This window comes from Paracoccus luteus, from assembly GCF_004522155.1.
Taxonomy (GTDB): Bacteria; Pseudomonadota; Alphaproteobacteria; order Rhodobacterales; family Rhodobacteraceae; genus Paracoccus; species Paracoccus luteus.
In genome coordinates this window covers 162,896-186,733 of sequence record NZ_SDEA01000001.1, presented here as the reverse complement: position 1 = coordinate 186,733, position 23,838 = coordinate 162,896, and the positions used below count along the sequence as shown (strand labels likewise).

The 23,838-nt window shown below is 66.6% G+C and carries 21 protein-coding genes, 1 tRNA gene and 1 pseudogene; 14 read left to right on the top strand and 9 right to left on the bottom strand.

The features are described from left to right. The first annotated feature begins 983 nt into the window (after positions 1-983). The 3 genes from EPA64_RS00885 (at position 984) to EPA64_RS00875 (ending at position 5,454) form a co-directional block, all read left to right on the top strand. Positions 984-1,433: a nucleoside deaminase gene (locus EPA64_RS00885; protein ID WP_134724359.1), complete on the top strand. Its 450-nt coding sequence runs from the start codon at positions 984-986 to the stop codon at positions 1,431-1,433. A 71-nt stretch (positions 1,434-1,504) separates the two neighbouring features. Next, entirely contained in the window at positions 1,505-4,933 is a 3,429-nt protein-coding gene (locus EPA64_RS00880; protein WP_134724358.1) for a pyruvate carboxylase, read from the top strand. Between the two features lie 86 nt (positions 4,934-5,019). Next, a complete protein-coding gene (locus EPA64_RS00875) occupies positions 5,020-5,454 on the top strand; it encodes an OsmC family protein (RefSeq protein WP_134724357.1) in 435 nt (144 codons plus the stop codon). On the opposite strand, the gene EPA64_RS00870 is transcribed toward EPA64_RS00875, so the two are convergent. Together EPA64_RS00870 and EPA64_RS00865 are read right to left on the bottom strand one after the other, a co-directional pair. After that, positions 5,421-5,900, bottom strand: coding sequence for a hypothetical protein (locus tag EPA64_RS00870; RefSeq protein WP_134724356.1), 480 nt, complete (start codon positions 5,898-5,900; stop codon positions 5,421-5,423). The genes EPA64_RS00875 and EPA64_RS00870 overlap by 34 nt on opposite strands. Further along, positions 5,890-6,513, bottom strand: a complete 624-nt coding sequence (locus EPA64_RS00865) for a DUF5671 domain-containing protein (RefSeq protein ID WP_134724355.1) — start codon at positions 6,511-6,513, stop codon at positions 5,890-5,892. Before EPA64_RS00865 ends, EPA64_RS00870 begins: the two co-directional genes overlap by 11 nt. A 144-nt stretch (positions 6,514-6,657) precedes the next feature. On the opposite strand from EPA64_RS00865, the gene EPA64_RS00860 reads away from it, so the two are divergent. The 3 genes and pseudogenes from EPA64_RS00860 to EPA64_RS17030 all read left to right on the top strand — a co-directional run. Next, positions 6,658-6,732: transfer RNA gene (locus EPA64_RS00860), tRNA-Gly, on the top strand. A gap of 407 nt (positions 6,733-7,139) precedes the next feature. After that, positions 7,140-7,616 carry a transposase gene (locus EPA64_RS00855; RefSeq protein ID WP_134724354.1) on the top strand — a complete coding sequence of 159 codons (477 nt, stop codon included), beginning with the start codon at positions 7,140-7,142 and terminating at the stop codon, positions 7,614-7,616. A gap of 98 nt (positions 7,617-7,714) precedes the next feature. Further along, positions 7,715-8,545 (top strand): annotated as a pseudogene (locus tag EPA64_RS17030) (IS110 family RNA-guided transposase); the annotation flags it as partial. Positions 8,546-8,969: 424 nt separating this feature from the next. Here the strand turns inward: EPA64_RS17030 and EPA64_RS00845 are convergent. The 7 genes from EPA64_RS00845 to EPA64_RS00815 form a co-directional block, all read right to left on the bottom strand. Continuing rightward, complete coding sequence (locus EPA64_RS00845) at positions 8,970-9,371, bottom strand: RidA family protein (RefSeq protein ID WP_134724353.1); 402 nt, start codon at positions 9,369-9,371, stop codon at positions 8,970-8,972. Positions 9,372-9,390: 19 nt separating this feature from the next. Further along, positions 9,391-10,185, bottom strand: coding sequence for an ABC transporter permease (locus tag EPA64_RS00840; RefSeq protein ID WP_134724352.1), 795 nt, complete (start codon positions 10,183-10,185; stop codon positions 9,391-9,393). Further along, complete coding sequence (locus EPA64_RS00835) at positions 10,182-11,042, bottom strand: ABC transporter permease (RefSeq protein ID WP_134724351.1); 861 nt, start codon at positions 11,040-11,042, stop codon at positions 10,182-10,184. Before EPA64_RS00835 ends, EPA64_RS00840 begins: the two co-directional genes overlap by 4 nt. Beyond that, complete coding sequence (locus EPA64_RS00830) at positions 11,039-12,130, bottom strand: ABC transporter ATP-binding protein (protein WP_134724350.1); 1,092 nt, start codon at positions 12,128-12,130, stop codon at positions 11,039-11,041. Before EPA64_RS00830 ends, EPA64_RS00835 begins: the two co-directional genes overlap by 4 nt. A gap of 94 nt (positions 12,131-12,224) precedes the next feature. After that, positions 12,225-13,247 carry an ABC transporter substrate-binding protein gene (locus tag EPA64_RS00825; protein WP_134724349.1) on the bottom strand — a complete coding sequence of 341 codons (1,023 nt, stop codon included), beginning with the start codon at positions 13,245-13,247 and terminating at the stop codon, positions 12,225-12,227. A 94-nt stretch (positions 13,248-13,341) separates the two neighbouring features. Next, positions 13,342-15,036 carry a thiamine pyrophosphate-binding protein gene (locus tag EPA64_RS00820; RefSeq protein ID WP_134724348.1) on the bottom strand — a complete coding sequence of 565 codons (1,695 nt, stop codon included), beginning with the start codon at positions 15,034-15,036 and terminating at the stop codon, positions 13,342-13,344. Between the two features lie 5 nt (positions 15,037-15,041). Further along, positions 15,042-16,502, bottom strand: coding sequence for an aldehyde dehydrogenase (locus EPA64_RS00815; protein WP_246026539.1), 1,461 nt, complete (start codon positions 16,500-16,502; stop codon positions 15,042-15,044). 209 nt (positions 16,503-16,711) lie between these two features. Between EPA64_RS00815 and hutC the strand changes: the two genes are divergently transcribed. The 8 genes from hutC (at position 16,712) to EPA64_RS00775 (ending at position 23,835) form a co-directional block, all read left to right on the top strand. After that, entirely contained in the window at positions 16,712-17,569 is an 858-nt protein-coding gene (hutC, locus tag EPA64_RS00810) for a histidine utilization transcriptional repressor HutC (RefSeq protein ID WP_167626553.1), read from the top strand. 19 nt (positions 17,570-17,588) lie between these two features. Then, positions 17,589-18,920 carry a UbiD family decarboxylase gene (locus EPA64_RS00805; RefSeq protein ID WP_134724345.1) on the top strand — a complete coding sequence of 444 codons (1,332 nt, stop codon included), beginning with the start codon at positions 17,589-17,591 and terminating at the stop codon, positions 18,918-18,920. Positions 18,921-18,923: 3 nt separating this feature from the next. Then, positions 18,924-19,520, top strand: a complete 597-nt coding sequence (locus tag EPA64_RS00800) for a UbiX family flavin prenyltransferase (RefSeq protein ID WP_134724344.1) — start codon at positions 18,924-18,926, stop codon at positions 19,518-19,520. Beyond that, a complete protein-coding gene (locus tag EPA64_RS00795) occupies positions 19,517-20,254 on the top strand; it encodes an aspartate/glutamate racemase family protein (protein WP_134724343.1) in 738 nt (245 codons plus the stop codon). Before EPA64_RS00800 ends, EPA64_RS00795 begins: the two co-directional genes overlap by 4 nt. Continuing rightward, positions 20,238-21,350, top strand: coding sequence for an NAD(P)/FAD-dependent oxidoreductase (locus tag EPA64_RS00790; RefSeq protein ID WP_134724342.1), 1,113 nt, complete (start codon positions 20,238-20,240; stop codon positions 21,348-21,350). Before EPA64_RS00795 ends, EPA64_RS00790 begins: the two co-directional genes overlap by 17 nt. After that, complete coding sequence (locus tag EPA64_RS00785) at positions 21,331-21,651, top strand: (2Fe-2S)-binding protein (protein WP_134724341.1); 321 nt, start codon at positions 21,331-21,333, stop codon at positions 21,649-21,651. The genes EPA64_RS00790 and EPA64_RS00785 overlap by 20 nt, the downstream gene beginning before the upstream one ends. After that, positions 21,648-23,024, top strand: coding sequence for an FAD/NAD(P)-dependent oxidoreductase (locus EPA64_RS00780; RefSeq protein ID WP_134724340.1), 1,377 nt, complete (start codon positions 21,648-21,650; stop codon positions 23,022-23,024). The genes EPA64_RS00785 and EPA64_RS00780 overlap by 4 nt, the downstream gene beginning before the upstream one ends. 64 nt (positions 23,025-23,088) lie before the next feature. Then, positions 23,089-23,835 carry a histidine utilization transcriptional repressor HutC gene (locus EPA64_RS00775; RefSeq protein ID WP_134724339.1) on the top strand — a complete coding sequence of 249 codons (747 nt, stop codon included), beginning with the start codon at positions 23,089-23,091 and terminating at the stop codon, positions 23,833-23,835. Positions 23,836-23,838: the final 3 nt, after the last annotated feature.

Genomic DNA, 23,838 nt, shown 5'->3' with positions numbered 1-23,838 from the left:
CGTCGTCGTCGTCGTCGTCGTCGTCGTCGTCGTCGTCGTCGTCGTCGTCGTCGTCGTCGTCGTCGTCGTCGTCGTCGTCGTCGTCGTCGTCGTCGTCGTCGTCGTCGTCGTCGTCGTCGTCGTCGTCGTCGTCGTCGTCGTCGTCGTCGTCGTCGTCGTCGTCGTCGTCGTCGTCGTCGTCGTCGTCGTCGTCGTCGTCGTCGTCGTCGTCGTCGTCGTCGTCGTCGTCGTCGTCGTCGTCGTCGTCGTCGTCGTCGTCGTCGTCGTCGTCGTCGTCGTCGTCGTCGTCGTCGTCGTCGTCGTCGTCGTCGTCGTCGTCGTCGTCGTCGTCGTCGTCGTCGTCGTCGTCGTCGTCGTCGTCGTCGTCGTCGTCGTCGTCGTCGTCGTCGTCGTCGTCGTCGTCGTCGTCGTCGTCGTCGTCGTCGTCGTCGTCGTCGTCGTCGTCGTCGTCGTCGTCGTCGTCGTCGTCGTCGTCGTCGTCGTCGTCGTCGTCGTCGTCGTCGTCGTCGTCGTCGTCGTCGTCGTCGTCGTCGTCGTCGTCGTCGTCGTCGTCGTCGTCGTCGTCGTCGTCGTCGTCGTCGTCGTCGTCGTCGTCGTCGTCGTCGTCGTCGTCGTCGTCGTCGTCGTCGTCGTCGTCGTCGTCGTCGTCGTCGTCGTCGTCGTCGTCGTCGTCGTCGTCGTCGTCGTCGTCGTCGTCGTCGTCGTCGTCGTCGAACAGGTTGCCCTGCCGGTCCGGCGCGTCCAGCGCGATCTCGTCGCCCGGCTCGGCTGCCTGATCGGCGTCCGGCGCCGCATCGACGGGGGCCGCGCCATTGTCGGCGGGCAGGTCGGGGCGGTCGTCCTCGTCTCGGGCGGGGTCGTTGGGGTCGGTCATCGCGATCTCCTTCGCAGTCGCTGCGGTGGCAAGCGGCCCTGTTACGCCCAACGCGGCGGGGGCGAAAGCGGTTCTTGCGCCATCCCGCGCGCCGGTGCAGGACCGGGCCATGACATTCCGCAGCCACATGGACGAGGCGCTGGCCCAGGCGCGTGCCGCGGCCCACAGGGGCGAGGTGCCGGTGGGCGCGGTCGTCGTGGACCCGGCCGGGCGCGTCGCCGCCGCCGCCGGCAACCGCACGCGCGAATTGTCGGACCCCACCGCGCACGCCGAGATCCTGGCCCTGCGCGCCGCCTGCGCCGCCGCCGGGTCGGAACGGCTGCCGGGCCATGCGCTGTGGGTGACGCTGGAACCCTGCCCGATGTGCGCGGCCGCCATCTCGGCCGCCCGGATCGCCACGCTGTATTACGGCGCGCCCGATCCCCGCATGGGCGGCGTGGCGCATGGCGCGCGGGTCTTCGACCATCCGCAATGCCATCACCGCCCCGTCGTTTATGACGGCATCGCGGTGCGGGAATCGGCCGGGTTGCTGCGGGGCTTTTTCGCGGCGCGTCGCTAGACGCCTTTGTCGCGCTTGCACTTAGCCAAAGGCTGCTGAAAGGTGCCGCCGAAATCCTTCGGGGGGGACCGATGTTCCACAAGATCCTTGTCGCCAACCGCGGCGAAATCGCGATCCGGGTGCTGCGCGCCGCCAACGAAATGGGCAAGCGCACCGTCGCCGTCTATGCCGAGGAGGACAAGCTGAGCCTGCACCGCTTCAAGGCGGACGAGGCGTATCGCATCGGCGCGGGGCTGGGACCGGTCGCGGCCTATCTGTCGATTGCGGACATCATCCGCGTGGCGCGCGAAAGCGGGGCCGACGCGATCCACCCGGGCTATGGGCTGCTGTCGGAAAACCCCGACTTTGTGGACGCCTGCACCGCCGCCGGCATCGCCTTCATCGGGCCGACGGCCGAGACGATGCGGGCGCTTGGCGACAAGGCCAGCGCCCGGCGCGTGGCGATCGCCGCGGGCGTCCCGGTGATCCCGGCGACCGAGGTGCTGGGCGACGACATGGACGCCATCCGGGCCGAGGCCGGGGCCATCGGCTATCCCTTGATGCTGAAGGCCAGCTGGGGCGGCGGCGGGCGCGGGATGCGGCCGATCCTGTCGGCCGCCGAACTGCCTGAAAAGGTGCGCGAGGGGCGCCGCGAGGCCGAGGCGGCGTTCGGCAACGGCGAGGGCTATCTGGAAAAGATGATCCAGCGCGCCCGCCACGTCGAGGTGCAGCTCTTGGGCGACGCGCACGGGGGCCTTTACCACCTTTTTGAACGCGACTGCACCGTGCAGCGGCGCAACCAGAAGGTCGTCGAGCGCGCGCCTGCGCCGTATCTGTCGGACGATCAGCGGGCCGAGGTCTGCGGGCTGGCGCTGCGGATCGGGCAGGCCGTCGGCTATCGCAACGCCGGCACGGTCGAGTTCCTGCAGGACATCGATTCGGGCGCGTTCTATTTCATCGAGGTGAACCCGCGCGTCCAGGTCGAGCATACCGTGACCGAGGAAGTCACCGGCATCGACATCGTGCAGGCCCAGATCCGCATCGCCGAAGGGGCGTCCCTGGCCGAGGCGACCGGCATGCCCTCGCAGGACGCGATCACGCTGTCGGGCCACGCGATCCAATGCCGGGTCACGACCGAAGACCCGCAGAACAACTTCATCCCCGATTATGGCCGCATCACCGCCTATCGCAGCGCGACGGGGAACGGCATCCGCCTGGACGGCGGCACCGCCTATGCGGGCGCGGTCATCACCCGGTTCTATGATTCGCTGCTGGTCAAGGTCACGGCCTGGGCGCAGACGCCGGACGCCGCGATCCGCCGCATGGACCGGGCGCTGCGCGAGTTCCGGGTGCGCGGCGTGTCCACCAACATCGACTTTGTCATCAACCTGCTGAAACACCCGACCTTCCTGTCGGACCGGGCAACGACCAAGTTCATCGACACCACGCCCGAGCTGTTCGACTTCCGCCCCCGTCAGGACCGCGCGACCCGGATCCTGACCTATCTGGCCGACATCACCGTGAACGGGCACCCGGAAACTGCGGGCCGCGCCCGCCCGGCCGAGGCCCGCGCGCCCGTGCCCCCCGCCCCCCGCCATGACCCGCCCGAGGGCACGCGCCAGATGCTGGACCGCGACGGCCCGCAGGCGGTGGCCGACTGGATGGGCCGCCAGACGCGGCTGCTTTTGACCGACACCACCATGCGCGACGGGCACCAGTCGCTGCTGGCGACGCGGATGCGATCGATCGACATGATCCGCGTGGCGCCCGCCTATGCCGCGAACCTGCCGCAGCTGTTCAGCGTCGAATGCTGGGGCGGCGCCACCTTCGACGTGGCCTATCGCTTTCTTCAGGAATGCCCCTGGCAGCGGCTGCGCGACATCCGCGCGCGGATGCCCAACATCATGACCCAGATGCTGCTGCGCGCCTCGAACGGCGTCGGCTATACCAACTATCCCGACAATGTCGTGCAAAGCTTCGTGGCCCAGGCGGCCAAGTCGGGCGTGGACGTGTTCCGCGTCTTCGACAGCCTGAACTGGGTCGAGAACATGCGCGTGGCGATGGACGCGGTGATCGACGCGAACAAGCTGTGCGAGGGCGCGATCTGCTATACCGGCGACCTGCTGGACCCGGACCGGGCGAAATACGACCTGCGCTATTACGTCGATATGGGCACCGCGCTGCGCGAGGCGGGCGCGCATGTGCTGGGCGTCAAGGACATGGCGGGCCTGCTGAAGCCCGCCGCCGCCCGCGCGCTGTTCACCGCGCTGCGGGACGAGGTCGGATTGCCGATCCATTTCCACACACATGACACCAGCGGCGTCGCGGGGGCGACGGTGCTGGCCGCGGCCGAATCCGGCGTGGCCTGCGTGGACGCGGCGATGGACGCGTTTTCCGGCGGCACCTCGCAGCCGTGCCTGGGGTCCATCGTGGCCGCGATGGAAAACACGCCGCGCGCCACCGGGCTGGACCTTGGCAGGGTCCGCGAGATCTCGAATTACTGGGAACGGGTGCGCGACCAGTATTGCGCCTTCGAGGCGGGATCGCGCGCCCCCGCGTCCGAGGTTTACCTGCACGAGATGCCGGGCGGGCAGTTCACCAACCTCAAGGCGCAGGCCCGCTCGCTGGGGCTTGAGGATCGCTGGCACCAGGTCGCGCAGGCCTATGCCGACGCGAACCGGCTGTTCGGCGACATCGTCAAGGTCACGCCCAGTTCCAAGGTGGTGGGCGACATGGCGCTGATGATGGTGGCCCAAGGGCTGACGCCCGCGCAGGTCGCCGACCCCGCGGTCGAGGTGGCGTTTCCCGAATCGGTCGTGGACATGATGCGCGGCAACCTGGGCCAGCCCCCCGGCGGCTGGCCGCCCGCGCTGCAAAGGAAGGTGCTGAAGGGCGAGACGCCGACCACCGACCGTCCCGGCGCGCATCTCGCCCCCGTCGACCTGGCCAGCGCCCGCGCCGGGGCCGAGGCGAAGCTGGACATCCGGCTGGACGACGAGGATTTCAACGGCTGGCTGATGTATCCCAAGGTGTTCTCGGACTATGCCGAACGCCACAAGGTCTATGGCCCGGTGCGCACCCTGCCGACCCGCGCGTTCTTTTACGGGATGGAGCCGGGCGAGGAGATCAGCGTCGAGATCGACCCCGGCAAGACGCTGGAAATCCGCATGCTGACGTTGGGGGAAACCGACGACGCGGGCGACGCCAAGGTGTTCTTTGAACTGAACGGCCAGCCCCGGTCGGTGCGCATCCCCAACCGCGCCGCCCGCGCGACCAGCACCGCGCGCCCCAAGGCGGACGCCGCCAACCCCGACCACATCGGCGCGCCGATGCCGGGGGTCGTGGCGACGGTCGCGGTGCAGACCGGGCAAAAGGTCAAGGCGGGCGACCTGCTGCTGACCATCGAGGCGATGAAGATGGAAACCGGCATCCACGCCGACCGCGAGGCTGTCGTGAAGGCGGTCCACGTCGCGCCGGGCCAGCAGATCGACGCCAAGGATCTGATGGTCGAGTTGGACTAGGCGCGCGGCCCCCCCGCCGATTCCCTTTGGAGGCGGGGCCTGGGGGCTTTATGCTGCGCGGCAAGGCCGGTCAGAAGGACGCGCCCATGCCGCAGGTCGATGTCGCGCTGCGCAATGTCGCCGGAACCGGCGCGGCGCTGGGTTGGGCCGGCAGCCACACGATGGTGGTGGACCGGCCACCGGGCAAGGCGGGCGGCATGGGGCTGGGCTTCAACGGGGCCGAGCTGCTGGCGCTGGCCATCGGCGGATGCTTCTGCAACGACCTGCGCTATGTCGCGCGGCGGCGCGGGGTGACGCTGGACACGGTTCAGGTCGACGTGGCGCTGACGCTGGAGGGCGAGCCGCTGCTGGCCACCGCCGCCGCGATGACCGTGCGCTGCACGCTGGCGGACGGGTCCGACCCGGCCGAAATCGTCGACGAGGCGCGGGGCAGCTGCATGGTCAGCAACTCGCTGGCGCGCGGCGTTCCGGTCACGATTGCGCTGGCTCAGGGGCCTGCGGCGGGGGCGTTCTCGACCTGATCGACCGGCGGCGGCTCGGTCGCCTGCGCGGGATCGTCGGGACGCGGCAGATCGAACACCATGCAGTCGCCGTCCCGGCCCTGCCCCGACCAGCGCCGGGGCGCGGGGTCGGGCGGCAGCTCGAACCCCGCGCAGATGCGGAACTTGCGGGCCTCCAGCGGCTCGATTCGATAGGGCGCGCCGGTGAACGGGTCGGCAAGGCGGATGGGGCCGGGGCACGCCGCGGTTTCCGCAAGGTCCGCCGGCATCCGGCCGTCGCGGGTGGACAGGCACGCGACATGGCCCGACAGCTGCTGCAGGTCATCCACGCGGATGGCGTCATGCCGTTCGGCCCGGCCCCTGCCCGGACCGCCGGCCAGCATCAGCCCGCCGACCACGGCCAGCAGCGCCAGGGCGGCGATGGCGATTGTCGCGCCCTTCTGGGTGCGGATGCGGTCAGCCGGCATCAAGCTCATCCCGCCACCACGCGAAGACGACGCCGCCCAGCACCGCGATCAGCACCGCCTTGGCGGCGAACCGCGCCGTCAGGTCGCCGTTCAGCACCGCATAGACGACCGCCACCAGATCCGACATCAGCGCCAGCGCCGCCAAAAGCAGCGTGACGGCGGCGAACCAGCGCCGCACCAGCGACCGCCGCCGTCCCGGATCGTCGCCCGTCGCCCGTGTCACGCGCGCGTTCAGCCACAAGAACAGCGGCACGGCGGCGATCAGCACCGCGACCGACCAGCGCATCGACGCGCGGGGCGGCGCGTAGAAATCCCCCGGCTCGGGCCACAGGGCGTCGATGATGGCAAAGCCCAGCGCACCGATATGCCAGCAGATCGCGCCCAGCGTCAGGAACAGCAGCCCATAGATGACCGCATCGCGCGCCGAGACATGCGGCCGCGGGCGGGGCACCGGCGGCAGCCCGTCGCCGGGCGGCAGCCAGGCGTCCAGCCCCTCGGCGATCTCGCGCCCGCTCCACCCCGCGCGGGCAAGCGCGGCCTGCAGATCCTGCGGGGCGCGGCCTGCCGCCAGCCCGGCGTGGACGAACTCGGTCAATGGATCGCTTCGGGACATGTTTTCTCCTGCACGGCATGGTGCGGACCGGGGCGCTGCTGTCAACGCGCGAAAACTGCCGGGGCGGGCTGATTTTCCGCTTGCACCCCCCCGCGCCGTTGTCTAAATCCCCGTCACCGGCGGGGCAGCCCACCGGAACGGAGCGCGGGCGTAGCTCAGGGGTAGAGCATAACCTTGCCAAGGTTAGGGTCGTGAGTTCGAATCTCATCGCCCGCTCCAAATTTTCTCTTATCGATGAATAATATAAAAAGTTCCCTTCGGGAGAACCTTTGCTTACATGGCTGACAAGTCCTTCGTGTTTAAGCATTTTGTAAGCACAAGAACGCGTACTGCCGGCTACCGTAGCGCGATTTCGGCTCAGGCCGGATCGAGCAGGCGGCGTCCGAGGTGAGCGGGAAAACAAGCCGAAGTGCGAACTCTGACTCGATGCAGACGCGAATCTCTCCGCATGAGAGTACGGGCCGGTGGATGCAGTGTGGGTCGACAAGGTAAGTGGTTGCGGGGACAGGATTTGAACACTGTTCCGACATCACGCGGCTGGGGGGCTCCGGGCAGGCCGTTGCGTCTGCCGCGTCAGACAACCTTTATTCCAGGTCTGCGGGCGATCGGCCCAAGTCCCTGCGAAGTTGACACTGAGCGACCTGAAGAGGCTGCTCGATACTCGGATCGCAGAGATGGAGGAGCGGATCGCCCGCGAGATCGCCAGCGATGGCACGCTCGCCGAAACCGCTTGCATCCTGCGCTCCATTCCCGGGATCGGCCCTGTTGCCCGTGCCATGCTGCTTGCCGAGATGCCCGAACTGGGAGCCATCTCTGGGGCACAGACCGCTGCCCTTACCGGGCTGGCGCCCATTGCCCATGGCAGCGGCGTGCTCCGCGGAAAGCGCGCCATCGCCGGTGGAAGACGTGCCTTGCGGCATGTCATGTTCCAGGCCGCACTCGTCGCCGCGCATCATAACCCGACACTGAAAGCCTTCGCACAGCGGCTGCGCAAAGCCGGCAAGCCGCACAAGGTCATCATCACAGCCGTCGCCCGCAAGCTTGTCACCATCGCCAACGCGCTATGCAGATCGCGGAAGTCGTGGGCCGTCCAAGCCGGCTGAACGATACAGATGGGATGGTTGCCGCCCTCTCCAAACGGCATCGAGAGGTGCCAGCATAGTGGTTGTTCTTTGCCACGAAACAGAGAAGGGGCGGCAAGATGACGGACATGATCATCGGCGTTGATCTGGCAAAGGCGGTTTTCAGCTACACGGTGCAGCAGCTGACGGTCGACCGGTATTCCGGAAGAAATTGCCTCGCGGCCAGTTCCTGCGGTTCATGTCGCGGCATCCCTCGGCTGTGGTGGCGATGGAAGCCTGCGGCAGCGCCCATTACTGGGCACGTGAACTGATGCAGCTTGGCCACGAGATCCTGTTGATCCCTCCGCAGTATGTGCGTCCCTTCGTCAAGCGCCAGAAAAACGACGCAGCCGATGCGGCGGCGATCGTCATTGCAGCGCGCCAACCAGAGATGCGATTTGTTCGGCCCAAGACCGAGGAGCAGCAATCACGGGCTGCACTGTTCCGGGCCAGGAGCGCCTCGTGCATCAAAGGACCGAGCTGGTGAATGCCTTGGGCGCCCTTCTCTACGAGTTCGGCCAAGTTCTTCCAGCAGGCATAGAGCAGATCAGTCGCGTTGCCGCTGTTCTCGAGGCCGATGACGGAACGCTTCCTTTGCTGGTGCATGACGAATGCCGAGATCTTCTGCAGCAGATTGAGGAGAAATAGGCTCGCATTAACGCACGGACCCAGAAAGCTCATCTGCTTGCTGAAAGCGCAGGAACTGCGAAACGTCTGCAAACCTTGCCGGGTGTCGGTCCGATCACGGTATGGGCCTTCGAGGCCTTCGCACCGGACATGAAATCCTTTCGGCGTGGACGCGACTTTCCCGCTTGGCTCGGACTTGTGCCACGTCAGCGGTAATCCGGCGGCAAAGAACGCTTGGGGGAATCACGAAAGCCGGACAGGCTGACATCAGGCGCCTGCTGTTGCGTGACAAGCGCAACCGACAGCAGACGACACCGGTGAAGGAGGTGCGAGAAGCCGACGACCTCATGGGCAAAAAGATCGAAACGATCCGGATCGGGAAAACCAGCTAGCAACTGCGAGCACTCGAGCTCGAGACACAGATGTGGACCCGCTTCGCTGATCACCATCCCGGCCAGCGGCTTCCGAAGTGCCGCATGAACAGGCCTGACAGAAGACCGCGCTCGATCACCCAGCCCAGACCTCAGAGGCCCTTGCACAATGGGCGGCAACCACAGAAGTTGCTAGTAGACGGATGCCGAAGGTTGAGAGCAAAAATGGCGGTTATCCCCGTCATCTCCAGCAATGCAATCGGCGGTTCAAGGGTTCAAGCAGGCGATCCGCCGGCGCGAAGCAGGCAGCCCCGCAGTCGGCGGGCATCGCACGGTCCTATTCCGCCGCAGGCGCCGCCCTCCGGTTCATCGAGGCGGTAATCTCGATCTCCACCCGTGCCCCTTCGGCCGGAATCTGGCATATCAGAAACGTGCTGGTCGGCCGGATGTCCGCAAAGATTTCCCCCAGGACCGGGGTGACGGCCTCGGCAGCCTCTCGGTCGGCAACATAGACACGGCTCGCGACCGCATCGGCAAGGCTGGCCCCCGCCTCGCGCAGCGCCGTGTCGATCGAGGCAAGAGCGTTGCGGGCCTGCTGCGCCGGATCTGCCGGAAAGCCGGTCGTCGCCGGATCGCGGCCGGTCGTGCCGGACACATAGACGGTGGCTCCGTCCACCACGGCCTTGGCATAGCCCGCCAGCTTTTCCGAAGGGGCGCCGGTGAAGATGCGTTTTATCATGGATGCTCCATTGGATTGTTCACGAGCGCAGGACGCGGCGCAGCCCGGCAAGCCGGTCGAGGATGACCATGGCGACGATCGACAACAGGATCAGCGATGCCGCCAGCGCCGCTGCAACCGCGTCGTACTGGAATTTGATGTAAGAGTAGAGCTCGACGGGAAGCGGGGTCCAGCCGGGCGGAGCGAGGAAGACAGAAATCGCGAAGTCGTTCCAGGACAGGATGAAGCACAGCGCAAAGCTCGAGATCAGCCCGGTGCGGATCACCGGAAGCGTGACCGAGAACAGCGTCCGCACACGCCCCGCGCCCACGTTCCGGGCGGCTTCCTCATAGGAAGGGTCGAAGTTGTGCAGGCTCGCCGTCAGGATGCGCAACGCATAGGGCATGACATGGATCGCATGGCCGACGAACAGCGGCAGCAGCCCCGCCCCATAACCGATCCGCACGAACCAGATATACAAGGCAAGGCTGAAGATTGTCGTCGGGATCAGCAGGGGCGACATCAGGATCAGGTTGACGACGGCCTTGCCGCGAAAGTCATGCCGGACCATCGCCATCGCCGCGGGCAGCGCCAGCGCGTTGGCCAGCGTCGCCGAGACGATCCCAAGCACCAGACTGACGCCCATGCCGCGCAGGAAGGTCTCGGAACTCCACGCGGCCTCGAACCACTTCAGCGTGAAGCCGTTGGGCGGCAGGATGAACTCGCGCGGATTCACCGCGACCACCAGTGTCACGAGGATTGGGAAGATCAGAAAGATCATCATCAGCAGCGTGAACAGCCGCAGGGCCAGGGCACCGAAGTCGAAACGTGTCATCGCTTGGCCTCGAGACGGTTGAGGATCAGGTGGCCGAAGAGAACGGCCATGCCGACAAGGATCAGCGCGTTCATCGAGACCATGATGACCGACAGCGCCGACGCGAAGGGCAGGTCGTTGTTCAGCAGCGCCTCGCGATAGATGACCAGGCCGATCATCTGCGTGTTGCTGTCCCCGATCATCAGCGGCACCGCAAAGGCCGCGAAGTTCAGCGAGAAGACGATGACCAGACCGGCGTAAAGCCCCGGCATGGTCAGCGGGAACACGATCTTCCAGAAGGCGGTCCAGGGGCTTGCGCCGACATTGCGGGCGGCCTCGACCAGATAGGGGCTGATCCGCTCGATGCTGTCCAGAAGCGACAGCACGACATAGGGCATCCCAATATAGACCAGCAGGATGACGACACCCTTGATGTCCCACATGTATCGCACCGGCTCGTCATAGACATTCAGCGCGATCATCAGCGAATTCAGTAGCCCGCCGCCGCGGAAGATGACGATCCAGCCATAGACCAGCGTCACCAGCCCGATCAGCAGCGGGGCCATGATGAGCGCCATCAGGATGTTGCGCTGAACGCCCGTGGCGCGGGCGATGTAAAGCGCGACCGGATAGGCGCAGATCACCGAGACAGCCGTGGCCAGGACGGCAATGCGGACCGTGAACCACAGCGTATTCACCAGATACCACGGGTCTCCCAGAAAACGCGTGTAGTTGTCGAGCGCGAAGGTCTCGACGATGAGGGAGCCCTGCGCCAGGTCGTTGAAGCTCGTGCGCACCACCCACAGCATGGGCAGCGCGACGAAGACGAATATCGCGATCAGCCCCGGCGACAGCGAGAGGATGAGGCGCCGGATCATTTGCCGTCCTGCCGGTCGTGGGGGATCACCCGCAGATGCTCGGGCAGCGCGCAGATCCAGACCTGCTCGCCGGGCGCAATGAAGCCGTCGAAGTTATGCACCTCGGAGCGAAGCGTCCCGCCGTCGTCGAGCCTTACCGTATAGCGCAGCACCGCGCCGAAATACTCGGACAGCACGACGCGGCCCTGCAGCACGTTCAGCCCGTCGAGGGGGGCAGTGGACAGCGTGATGCGTTCGGGCCGGATCAGGGCGCGCACGGCGCTGCCGCGGCCGACGGGCTGGCGGGCCAGGGCGCGCAGCACCTGCCCGGTTTCCAGCCTCACCTTGGCCCAGCCCGGTTCGGTATCGACCACGACACCTTCAAGGAAATTGGTGATCCCGACGAAATCGGCGACGAAGGTCGTCGCGGGATCCTCGTAAAGCTCATAGGGCGCGGCGATCTGTTCGACCCGGCCCTTGTTCATGATCACGACGCGGTTCGACATCGACAGCGCCTCTTCCTGGTCGTGGGTCACGTAGAGCGTGGTCATCTTCATGCGCGCCTGAAGCTCTTTCAGTTCGCGCCGCATGACCACCCGCAGGGCCCGGTCGAGGTTCGACAGCGGCTCGTCCATCAGAAGAACCTGCGGCTCGAGCGCAAGCGCGCGAGCCAGCGCCACCCGCTGCTGCTGCCCGCCCGAAAGCTCGCGCGGCAGGCGACCGGCATAGCCCGACAGCCCGGTGATCGAGAGCGACTCTTCGATCTTCTCCTTGATTAAGGCGCGCGGCTTCTTGCGCAGCTTCAGGCCGAAGGCCACGTTCTCGGCAACCGTCATATGCGGCCACAGCGCATAGTTCTGGAAGACAAAGCCAAGGTCGCGCCGTTCGGGCGGCAGATATGTCACGTCGCGGCCATGAACGCGGATGCTTCCGCCCGAGGCCTCGATGAACCCCGCGATCATGCGCAGCGAGGTGGTCTTGCCACAGCCGCTTGGTCCGAGCAACGAGACGAACTCGCCTTGTGCAACATTGAAGGAGACATCGTCCACGGCCAGCACGCTGCCGTAGCGCTTCATCGCCCCCTGAACTTGGATGGCATCGTCGGACATTGGCTATCTTGATCCTGCTTCGGGCGGACATGCCGGGCTACGCACCCGGCATGGAGAGATGGCAAGCCCCAGAGATGGGGCAGCTTGGTTGCGATCAGCGAGAGGCCTTCTGGCTCAGTTGCTGCTGCCATTCGGCCTTGTTGGCCTGGACTTTTTCCTGGTCCGGCAGATAGAGGCGGCCGAACTCTTCGTTCGACACCAGAAGCTCGCTCATCTCGAAGTCAGCGGGAATCTCGGCGTTCTTCACGGTCGGCGCGTAGAGGTTGCGCGTGGCGAAGGCGACCTGCACCTCGGGGCTCAGGACGTAGTTGACGAAGTTCGCCGCCATGTCGGGATCGGTTGCATCCTTGTGGATGTTCACCGTCGAGATCAGCGGGAACGTCCCCTCCTCGGGGCGGACGAAGGCGATGTTGTCCGTGCCCTTGGACAGCAGTTCGCGCAGGCGGCCAGTCGCCATCATCCCGATCCAGGCATCGCCGGTTTCGAACAGCGACACCATCTGGCTTTCGACATCCAGCGACCCGACCAGGTTGCCGCTTTTCATCAGCTCGGCCATCCGGTCGATGCCCGGCTCCATGCTGTCGATGCCGCCGCCGTTCTGTTCGGCCTCCATCACCATCAGGCTGAGTGTCGGGATGTGGTCGATGCCGTAGATCACCACCGAGTTCTTGTACTCGGGATTCCACAGCGCGTCCCAGCTGGTCGGCGCCTCGGGGATGCGATCGGTGTTGTAGGTCAGCACATAGTCGCCGACATTGGCGAATACCGTGTGATCCGAATATTTGGCGTTATCGTAAAGATTGGCCATGTTCGGGATCTTGGCCGGGTCGAGCGGCGCCCACAGCCCTTCGTTTTCCCCGGCGATCGAGTTCAGCAGGGTGTTGGTCGCGACGTCGACCTGCCCCAGCCGCGCCTTGATGAGGTGGTCCGGGCTGGCGCCGACGATCCACTGGATCTTGCAGTCGTATTGCTGCTCGAACGCCTCGGCGACCGTTTCATAGGTCGCCTGATAGCTGCCGCCCCAGGTGGTCACGCGAAGCGTGCAGTCCTGCGCGGCGGCCAGACCTGCCCAGGACACCGAAAGGGCCAGACCGGCGAGAAGTTGCTTGGTCTTCATGGATTGCTCCTGTTGGAGGAAGTGCGGGCAGTGTCTGCCCCGTCTTACCTGCCGGCCCATTTCTTGCGTCAGGTCCGGCAGATTCCTTCATCGCTCAGGCCTTCGCGCGCGCCGCACGGCGTGCACGCAGATCGCTCAGCGTATAGCGGGTATGGATCGCCTCGGGGTCGATCACCAATTCGATCAGGGCGGGCTTGCCCGACGCAAGCGCGCGCTCGAAGGCGGGGGCGAATTCCTCGGTCGTCGTCACGCGCTCTCCATGCGCGCCATAGGCCTGCGCAAGCAGGACGAAATCGGGATTCGTGAGGTCGGTCCCGTTCGCCCGTCCGTCGAGCCGGTTTTCCTCGTGGATGCGGATGGTGCCGTAAAGCCCGTTGTTGAACAGCAGGATGACGACCTTGGCGCCGTACTGGACCGCCGTCGCCAGTTCCTCGCTGCTCATCTGGAAGCAGCCGTCGCCGACAAACTCCACCACGATCCGCTCGGGGTGGGCGATCTTCGCTGCGATCGCCGCCGGCAGCGAATAGCCCATGCTGCCGCTGATCGGGCCAAGCTGGGTATGCAGGCGGTAATGCGGGAAATAGCGCTGACTCCACGTGGCATAGGCACCGACGCCATTGGTGACGATGGCATCCTCGGGCAGCCGCTCGCGCAGCCAAGTCATCACGCCGGGCAGGTCGATTCCGCCGGGGCAAGGCTGGGGCTCACGCTCGGCCATCAGCGTCGCGCGCAGCGTCGCGTTCCATTCCGCATGTTCCGGGACCGGCTCGGCCGCATGACCGGCCAGCGCGCGGGCGGTCGCATCGTTGTCGGCAACCAGCGCCAGATCCACCTGGAACACGCGGTTCAGGTCGCCGTCGTCGGCCATGACGTGGACGACCTTCTGCTTCGGATGCGGGATCGAGAAGAGCGTGAACCCCTCCATGTAGCCTGCGCCGATGGTGTTCACGTCGCTCAGCGCGTCGTTCAGCATCAGGATGAAATCGGTCTCCTTGATATGGGCCAGCAGCGCCGGGTTCGAGCCGATCCCGATCTCGCCTGCATAGCAGTCGAGCCGGTGGTCGATGATGTCCCGGCGGCGGAAGGTGGTGACCACCGGCAGCCCCATGCGGGTGGCGAAATCCTGGATGTCGCCCCTTGCCGCCTCGGTCCAGTCCGAGCCGCCGACGACGATCAACGGCTTCTTCGCCGCGGCCAGCATCTCGAAGATCTGCGTCACGTCCTCGTCGCGCGGCGCGCCGGCGCGCGAGGGTTGCGCCGGACGGGCCGAGGGCGCGACGTCGCTTTCCTCCTCAAGCACATCCTCGGGCACGACCAGCACCACCGGACCGCGCCGTCCCGACAACGCCGTCGCCCATGCGCGCTGGACGAATTCAGGGATTCTCGCCGGATCGTCGATCTGCGCCACCCATTTCGCCATCGGCGCGAACATGGTGCGGAAATCATAGGCCATGAAGGCTTCACGTTCGAGGATCGAGCGCTTCACCTGCCCCACGATCAGGATCATGGGAGAGCTGTCCTGGAACGCCGTGTGGACGCCGTTCACGGCATTGGTCGCACCAGGGCTGCGGGTGACGAAGGCGATGCCGGGCTGACCGGTAAGCTTGCCATGCGCCTCTGCCATCTGCGCGGCACCGTTCTCGTGCCGGCAGCTGACGGCGCGGATGTCGGGATGCCGGGTCGCCAGCGCATCCAGTGCGACCAGAAAGCTTTCTCCAGGGACATGATAGACGATCCGGGCGCCATTCAGCGCCAGTTCGTCGGCAAGGATATCTGCGCCTCTTCTCATGCCACTCACCCGATCACGAAGGGATTGGCGATCTCTTCGGCGGTCGAGAGCCAGACGGCCTTGGTCTGCAGGAACTCGCGGATGCCCTCGATCCCGTTCTCGCGGCCGATGCCGCTTTTCTTGTAGCCGCCGAAAGGGGTGGTGTAGGACACGTCGCGGTAGGTATTGACCCAGACGCTGCCCGCCTCGAGCCGTTCGGACATCAGGATGGCGCGGCGCATGTCGGCGGTCCAGACCCCTGCGGCCAGACCGAACTCGCTGTCGTTCGCGATGGCGACGGCTTCTTCCGGCTCGTCGAAGGGGATTGCGGCGAGCACAGGGCCGAACACCTCCTCGCGGGCGATGCGCATGTCGTTGTTCACCCCCGCAAAGATTGTCGGCTCGACAAAGAAGCCTTGGGCACATTCGGCGATCTCGGGGCGCTTGCCGCCCAGCACCAGCTCGGCACCCTCCTGACGGGCGACGTCGATGTAGCCCAGCACCTTCTCATACTGCATTGAGTTGGCGATCGGTCCGATGCGGGTATCCTCGTGCTTCGGGTCGCCGATGCGGGCGGTCCGGGTGAAGGCCGTCAGCTTGTCCAGGAACTGGTCGTGCACCTTGCGATGGATGAGCAGCCGCGAGCCGGCGATGCAGGTCTGCCCCACCGCGCCGAAGATGCCGCCCACGACACCGCGCACGGCGTTGTCCAGGTTGGCGTCGTCGAAGACAATGTTCGGGGACTTCCCCCCGAGTTCGAGGCTGACGCGCTTGATGTCCCTGGCGGCCAGGGAATAGAGATGCGCCCCGGTTTTCGTCGATCCGGTGAAGCCGACATGGCGGGTCAGCGGATGCGTGACCAGCGGCTCGCCCACCTCCGGGCCATAGCCGGTGACGACGTTGATCACACCCGGCGGGAAGCCCGCTTCCTCGACCAGCTCCATCAGCTTGAGCGCGGTGGCCGAGGTGTATTCGGCGGGTTTCATCACCAGCGTGCAGCCGGCCGCCAGCGCCGGCGCCGCCTTGAGCGAGAACAGGAACAAGGGCGCATTCCACGGCACGATGCCGACGCAGACACCCAGCGGTTCGTGGCGTGAGAAGCTCAGCGCCGGCTTGTCGCAGGGATGGACGGCGCCTTCGATCTTGTCGGCGAGTCCCGCGTAGTAGTGGTACCACCGAGGAATATAGCGGATCTGGTGGCGCATCTCGGCTAGCAGGCGGCCGTTGTCCCGCACCTCGATCTCAGCCAGCGCATCGGCGTTCCGCTCGATCAGGTCGGCGAACCTCTGGATGATGCGCCCGCGCAGGCTGGGGTGCATCCGGCCCCATTCACCATCCTTGAAGGCGCGATGGGCGGCCTGAATCGCGCGGTCGGCGTCCTGCGCGTTGCCGCGCGGGATCAGCGCCCAGGGCTTCGCGGTAAACGGGTCCACCGTCTCGATATACTCTCCCGAAACCGGGGCGCTCCATTGGCCGTCGATATACATGGACAGTTTCGGCAGGCTTTCGGTGGACATGCTCACTCCATTCTTGCGGTGACGGATGCAAAGGCCCCTTCCCGCAAACTGTTCGTCTCGGCTTTTCTGCGCCTACGACCATGGGATGTCATATTCATGTCCCATGTCAAGAACATACTTATGTGTCGTAAAAAATATCTTAAATCTAAATATATTTGGGTAGAATGGCCCGCGAGGCCATGGCGACACTGCCCTCGCGCAACAGACCGGGACGATTTTCCTTGCATTCCCGCTTCCCAGCGGCTCATGTCATCCAAGATAGTAATATCACTTTGGAAGACGATGTGAGCACGGAACAACCGCTGTACGAGCAGATCAAGAGCGTCATCGATCGGCGGATCGAAGCCGAGGAGTGGCCTGCCAATTTCCAGATCCCCTCGGAAGAGGTGCTCGCAGGAGAGTTCGGGGCCTCGCGCCTGACCGTGCGCCGCGCGCTGCGCGAACTGCAGGCGGACGGCGTGCTGGTGCGCATTCAGGGCCGCGGCACCTTCGTCATCGGGCCGCGGATGCAATGCGCGGTCTTCAACCTGCCCGACATCGCCGAAGAGGTCGCGCTGTCCGGCGGGGCCCACAGATGCCGCGTGCTGCAGCATTCGATCCTGGGTCGGGACAGTCCCGGCCGGAACATGCTCCAGCTTCCGCCGGACGAGGTGGTCTTCCATTCCCGGCTGCTTCACCTCGAGGACGGCACCCCGATCCAGCTCGAGGATCGCTATGTCAACGCCGCCGAGGCGCCCGGTTATCTGGAACAGGACTTCAACCGGGTCACTCCGCACAACTGGCTGCTACGCGAGACGACCGTCACCACCGTCGACAACACCATCCGGGCCATTCGTGCCGATGAAGAGGCGCGCAAGCTTCTTCAGATCGACGAGAACCAGCCGTGCCTGCTGCTCGACCGCTCGACCTGGCGCGATGGAATACCCGTCACCCGCAGCCGCTTCATCTATCCGGGCGATCGGTACCGACTGCGTTCGACGCACGAGGCCCGCACCAGCCGGATCGTCACCACGTCCAGCCCCAATCTTGGCCGCTGACTGACCACAGGAACCCGATATGAGAGACTTCGTCCGCAACCTTGAGGCACGTGGCGACCTGCTGGTGGTCGATCGCGAGATCGACCCCGCGCATGAACTGGCTGCCGTCACCCAGCTTGCCCAGAAGAAATGGGCCAAGCCGGTCATGTTCACCAATGTGAAGGGCACCCGCTTTCCGGTGGTCAGCAACATCTACAGCACACGCGAGCGGCTGGGCGAGGTGATCGGCATCGACCCGAATGATTTCTGCCGCCAGTGGAGCCGGCTGGCATCGCTGGGCGCCTCGGGGATTTCCGAACCGCTGGTTCCGGCCCGGCCGGACGATCTGCCGGAATACGACGAGGTCAAGCTTTCCGACCTGCCGCTCATCACCTATTCGGACCGTGACGGGGCGGCCTACTTCACCTCGGCGATGTTCATCGCCAAGGATCCCGAGACGGGGGTCGGCAACCTGTCCTATCACCGCTCGATGTATATCAGCGATGACGAACTGCGCTGCCGGCTGGCGCCGCGACACCACCTGACCATCTACCACGAGAAGGCCGAGAAGATGGGCAAGCCGCTGGAGGCCGCCATGCTGATCGGCCCGCCGGCCCATGCGTTCCTGACCGCGGCCGCGCCCCTGCCCTATGACGTGGACGAGCTTGAGGTCGCCGCCCGCCTGCGCGGCCGCCCGATTGCCATGCGCAAGTGCAACTACATCGATCTCGAGGTGCCCGCCGAGACCGAGGTGGTGATCGAGGGCCGCTTCCTTCCCAACGAACGCCGCCCCGAAGGACCGTTCGGCGAGTTCATGGGCTACTATGTCCCCGTCGGCCCGAACGCCGTCTTCGAGGTGCTGGGCGTGACGGTGCGCAAGGACGCCATGTTCCACTCGATCCTCTGCGGCTCGCCGGAAGAGGTGCTGACGCTGGAGCTTTCGGTTTCGGCCAACATCTTCCAGCGCCTCAGCGCCGCGCTGCCGGGCATCGTCAACGTCACCTGCCAGCCCTTCGTCAACCACGCCATCGTGCAGATCGAACCGCAGTTCGAGGGCCATGCCCGGCAGGTCATGCTGGCCACCATCGGGGCCGAGCCGATTTGGGCCAAGCAGATCACGGTCGTGGACAGGGACGTCGACATCTACGACATGGACGACGTGCAGTGGGCGATCCTCACCCGCTGCCGGCCCGACAAGGACATGATGATCATTCCCGAAACGCCCTCGTTCTACCGTGACGAGATGAAGGACCACTGGGGCCGCCTTCTGGTGGACGCCACGAAACCCTGGGGTCGCGAGGCCGAGTTCGAGCGCAAGCGCCTGCGGCTGGGGGACAAGGTCCGCGCGGAAGACTGGTTTCCGGGGCGCTGAACCATGACGCTCAATCCGCGGCGGCTTGTCATCGGCATCTCGGGCGCTTCGGGGGCGGCCTACGGCATCGCCGCGCTGGCGCTTGCCCGCGGCGCCGGGGTCGAGACGCATCTGGTCGTCTCCCGCTCGGCCCTGCTGACGCTGCAGCAGGAACTGGGCCTGCAGAAAGGCGATCTGGACGGGCGCGCCGATGTCATCCATCCCGCGAGCGATATCGGCGCATCCATCGCCTCGGGATCGTTCCGCACCTTGGGGATGCTGATCGCGCCCTGCTCGGTCCGCACGATGTCGGAGATCGCGACCGGCGTCACCTCGACGCTGATGAGCCGCGCCGCCGACGTGGTGCTGAAAGAGCGCCGGCGGCTGGTGCTGATGCTGCGCGAAACCCCGCTGCATCTGGGTCATCTGGAAACCATGACCCGTCTGACGCAGATGGGCGCGCTCATCATGCCGCCGGTCCCTGCGTTCTACGCCATGCCGCAGAGCCTCGATGAGGTCGTCACCCATTCCACCGCCCGCGCACTTGACCTGTTCGACATCGATACCGGCGCGGTGAAACGGTGGAACGGCCTGAAGGACGCGCTGGGAGATTCATCGTGACCCCACCCGTTTCGCCCGTCCGCCGCAGCATCCACGGCGTCATGCTGGGCATCATCGTCCTCGACACCGGCTTTCGTCGCCTGCCGGGGGATATCGCCCATGCCGACACCTGGCCGTTTCCGGTGCAGTTCCGCATCCTGCGCGGCGTGAGGCCGCGAGACGTGATCGAGGGCGATCCGCGCGAATCGCTCGGCGCCTTCCGTCAGGCGATCGACGATCTGGTGGCGCTCGGCTGTTCGGCGATCACCACCAGCTGCGGTTTCCTTGCCGCGGTCCAGGACGAGCTGACGCGGCATTCGCCGGTGCCGTTCCTGTCGTCGGCGCTGCTGCAGATCCCGATGGTGGCCCGGATCCTGCCGGCGGGGCGGGTTCCGGGACTGATCGTTTCGGACCCCACGGCGCTTGGCGACCGGCATTTCCACGGCGTGGGGGCCACGCGCGGCCTGCCGATGGCGGCACTGCCTGCCGACGGGTCGCTGCTGCGCAACATGCGCGAGCAGGCGGCAGCCGTGGACCCTGCGGCGCAGGAAGCCGATGTCATGCTGACGGTCGCGGACCTTCTTGCGCGCCACGCCGAGGTCGGCGCGCTTGTCTTCGAATGCGCCAATCTGCCCCCCTATTCGGCTGCCGTTTCGCGCCGGTTCGGGCTGCCCGTCTTCGATATCGTGACGCTGACAAGCTGGTTGCATCTCTCGCTGCGGCCGAGGGAATGGCCGGATGACCAGCCCCGCTGATCTTGTCGTCATCGGCGGAGGGCTGATCGGATCGGCACTCGCCTGGGGGGCGGCGCGCGCCGGGGCCGACTGCCTGCTGCTGGACGAGGGCGACATCGCCCACCGCGCCTCGCGCGGGAACTTCGGCCTCGTCTGGCTTCAGGGCAAGGGCATCGACCACCCCGACTACATGCACTGGTCGATCCGGGCCGGGCGGCGCTGGCCGGAACTCGCCCGCATCCTGGGCGAGGAGACCGGCATCGACGTCGGCTGGCGCGGCGGCGGGTTGCATTTCTGCTGTTCCGAGGCCGAAAGGGAGCAGCGGCGCGCCCTGATCGCGCGCACCCGCGCTGCGGGCGGGGATATCCGCATCGAATTGCTTGACCGCGACGCCCTGCGCCAACTGGTTCCTGGGATCGGTCCCGAGGTGGCCGGCGCCTCGCTCTCGAACCTCGACGGCGAGGTAAGCCCGCTTTTCACCCTGCGCGCCCTGCAGCAGGGGTTCCGCGCTCATGGTGGGCGGCTGCTGGTGAACTTCACTGCGTCCAGGATCGGCCACGACCCGCGCCGCGGCTTTGTGGTCCAGGATGCGGCGAGGCGCGAGGTTCTCGGCCGCCGTCTGGTCATCGCTGCTGGGCTGGGGGCGAACGATCTCGCCCGCCAGATCGGGCTTGAACCCCGGCTCATGCCCGAGCGGGGCCAGATCGTCGTGACCGACCGGGTCGCGCCCTTCCTGCACCACCCGGCCAGCGCCATCCGCCAGACCCGCGAGGGCACCGTGCTGCTGGGCAGCACCCATGAGGATGCCGGTTTTTCGACGGGAACCGACGTCGATGCGATTTCCCGGCTGTGCCGGATCGGCACCCGCCTGTTTCCCGCCTTGCGGAATGCCCGTCTGGTCCGGGCATGGGGCGCCTTGCGGATCATGAGTCCCGATGGCCTGCCGATCTATGACGAAGCCTCCGATTTTCCGGGCGGCTTCCTTGTCACCTGCCACAGCGGCGTCACTCTGGCGAGCCTGCACGCGCTCGAGCTCGGCCCCGCGCTGGCCCAGGGGCATCTCGGCCCCGCCCCCCAATCCTTGCGGAGCAATCGCGTTGGCCTTCATCCGGCTTGATCCCCTGCCCTGCGAGAGTTCGGCCGAGCTGTTCTTCGAGGACCGGCCAATGCGTTTCGCGCAGGGCGATACCGTTGCCGGGGCCTTGCTGGCGGCCGGGATCGACACATTCCGCCAGACCCCCGTCACCGGCGCCGAGCGCGGCCCGTGGTGCCTGATGGGCGTGTGCTTCGAATGCCTCGTGAGCATCGACGGGGTCGAGAACCAGCGCGCCTGCATGACACCTGCCCGCCCCGGAATGCAGGTCCGCCGCCAGACCGGCTCACGCCATGACGCGGCGGCGGCAGGGGGCGACGCATGAGCCTGTGGGATGCAATCGTCATCGGCGCCGGCCCCGCAGGCATGGGCGGCGCTGCGGTTCTGGCAGAGCATGGCGCCAGCGTGCTGCTGGTGGACGAGGCGCCGGGCCCAGGCGGGCAGATCTGGCGCGGGATCGAGACCGTGCCGGACGGCCGCGCCCGGATTCTCGGCCCCGACTACATGGCCGGGCGGCCCGAGGCGGCGCGGCTGCGCGCCAGCGGCGCCGTTCTCGCCTTCGGCACCCGCGCCTGGCGGGTCGAGCCGCACGGCACGGTCTGGCTCGGTGACGCCACAGGGCTGCGGGCCGAGCGGGCGCGGCATGTGCTGATCGCAACCGGCGCGATGGAGCGCCCGGTCCCGGTGCCCGGCTGGACGCTTCCCGGCGTGACCACCATTGGCGGGCTGCAGATCCTGCTCAAACGGGAAGGGCTGCTTCCGGCAGGACCGCTCGCGCTGATCGGGTCCGGGCCGCTTTTCTACCTTTACGCGGCGCAATGCCTTGCTGCCGGCAAACGTGACATCATCTTGGTCGATACGGGAAAACGGACGGCGCTGCTTACGGCCTGGCGCCACGCCGCCAGGGCACTGGCCGGGCGCGGCCCGTCCTATCTGGCCAAGGGCATCGGCCTGTTGCGGCAGTTGCGCCGGGCCGGCGTTCCCGTCCATTCCGGCGCCCAGGGGGTCGAGATCGAGCGCGCGGGCGACGGCCTCACGGTCCACTTCCATATCCGCGGCGCGTGGCGCAGCCTGTCCGTAAGCCGTGCCGCGCTGCACGAAGGGGTGATCCCCGAAACCCATCTTCCGCGCAGCCTTGGCTGCCGCATGGAATGGTCGGCAGCGGCCGCAGCATTTCACCCGGTTCGGGACAGCGACCTGCGCGTCTCGCAGCCGGACTTCTACGTTGCCGGCGATGCCGGCGGAATCGGCGGCGCGAAGGTCGCACTTCTGGAAGGCCAACTCGCCGCGATCTCAATTCTCGAAAGTCTGGGCCGGCAGGTCGATCCACTGCTTGCAACCGCCACCCGCCGCGAGCGGCGCGCGCATCTGGCGGCGCGGCCGCTGCTCGAACACATCTACCGCCCGCGACCTGAGCTGCTCGCGCCCGCCGATGAGATCATCGCCTGTCGTTGCGAGGAAGTGCGCTGCGGCGAAATTCGCGCCAGCCTCGCCGCCGGCTGCGCCGGGCCCAACCAGCTCAAGGCGTTCCTGCGCTGCGGCATGGGCCCCTGCCAGGGCCGAACCTGCGGGCCGCTCCTGGCCGGACTGACCGCCGAGATGCGGGCCCTGCCGATGGAGGATGCCGGCTGGCTGTCCATCCGTTCGCCCCTGCGGCCGGTTTCCGTGGGCGAACTCGCCGATTTCACGGGGTCGTGACGGACCTCGTGGACCCATCGCTGGCAATCACCTAATCTTTGGCATGTTCAGTTCGGAGTTTGCCATGAGCAGGGACGAGGCCGCGCAACGCGTCACCCATCATCAGCGCATCCTAACCGAACTGCGCGACCACATCACCACCGGCGAATGGCCGCCGGGCTTTCAACTTCCGTTCGAGACGCAGCTTGCCGAAAGCCATGGCGTCTCGCGGATGACGATGAACAAGGTGCTCGCGCAACTGACACGCGAGGGGTTTCTGGTCCGCCGCAGGAAACTGGGCACCTTCGTCGCCCGGCCGCGAGCACAGGCCGCCGTGATGGAGATCGCGGATATCGAGGCCGAGGTCGCCGCACTTGGCTTTGACTGGCGCTTCGACCTGCTGGAACGCAGTCTGCGCCTGCCGCTGCATGGCGAAATAGAGGCGGCGCGGATCGTGGACGCATCGCTTCCCGTCCTTGCGTTGCGCGGCGTGCATCACGCGGGCGGCCTGCCCTTCTGCCACGAGATCCGCATCATCAATCCCGAAGCCGCACCCGGCGCCGCCGAGGTCGACTTCCGCCGCGCCGCGCCCGGCGCGTGGCTGCTGCGCGAAATCCCGTGGAGCTCGGCCGAGCACCACATCCGCGCGGTTCCGGCCACGGGCCTTGTCGCGCGCGACCTTGGATTGGCCGCCGGCTGCGCCTGTCTCGAGGTGACGCGGCGGACCGAAGCCTCGGGCCAATGGGTGACGCTGGCCATCCAGACCTATCCCGGCGACCGCCACCAGCTTGTCGCGCAATTCGGTCCAGGCGGGACCGACGAAAGCGCCTGAAGC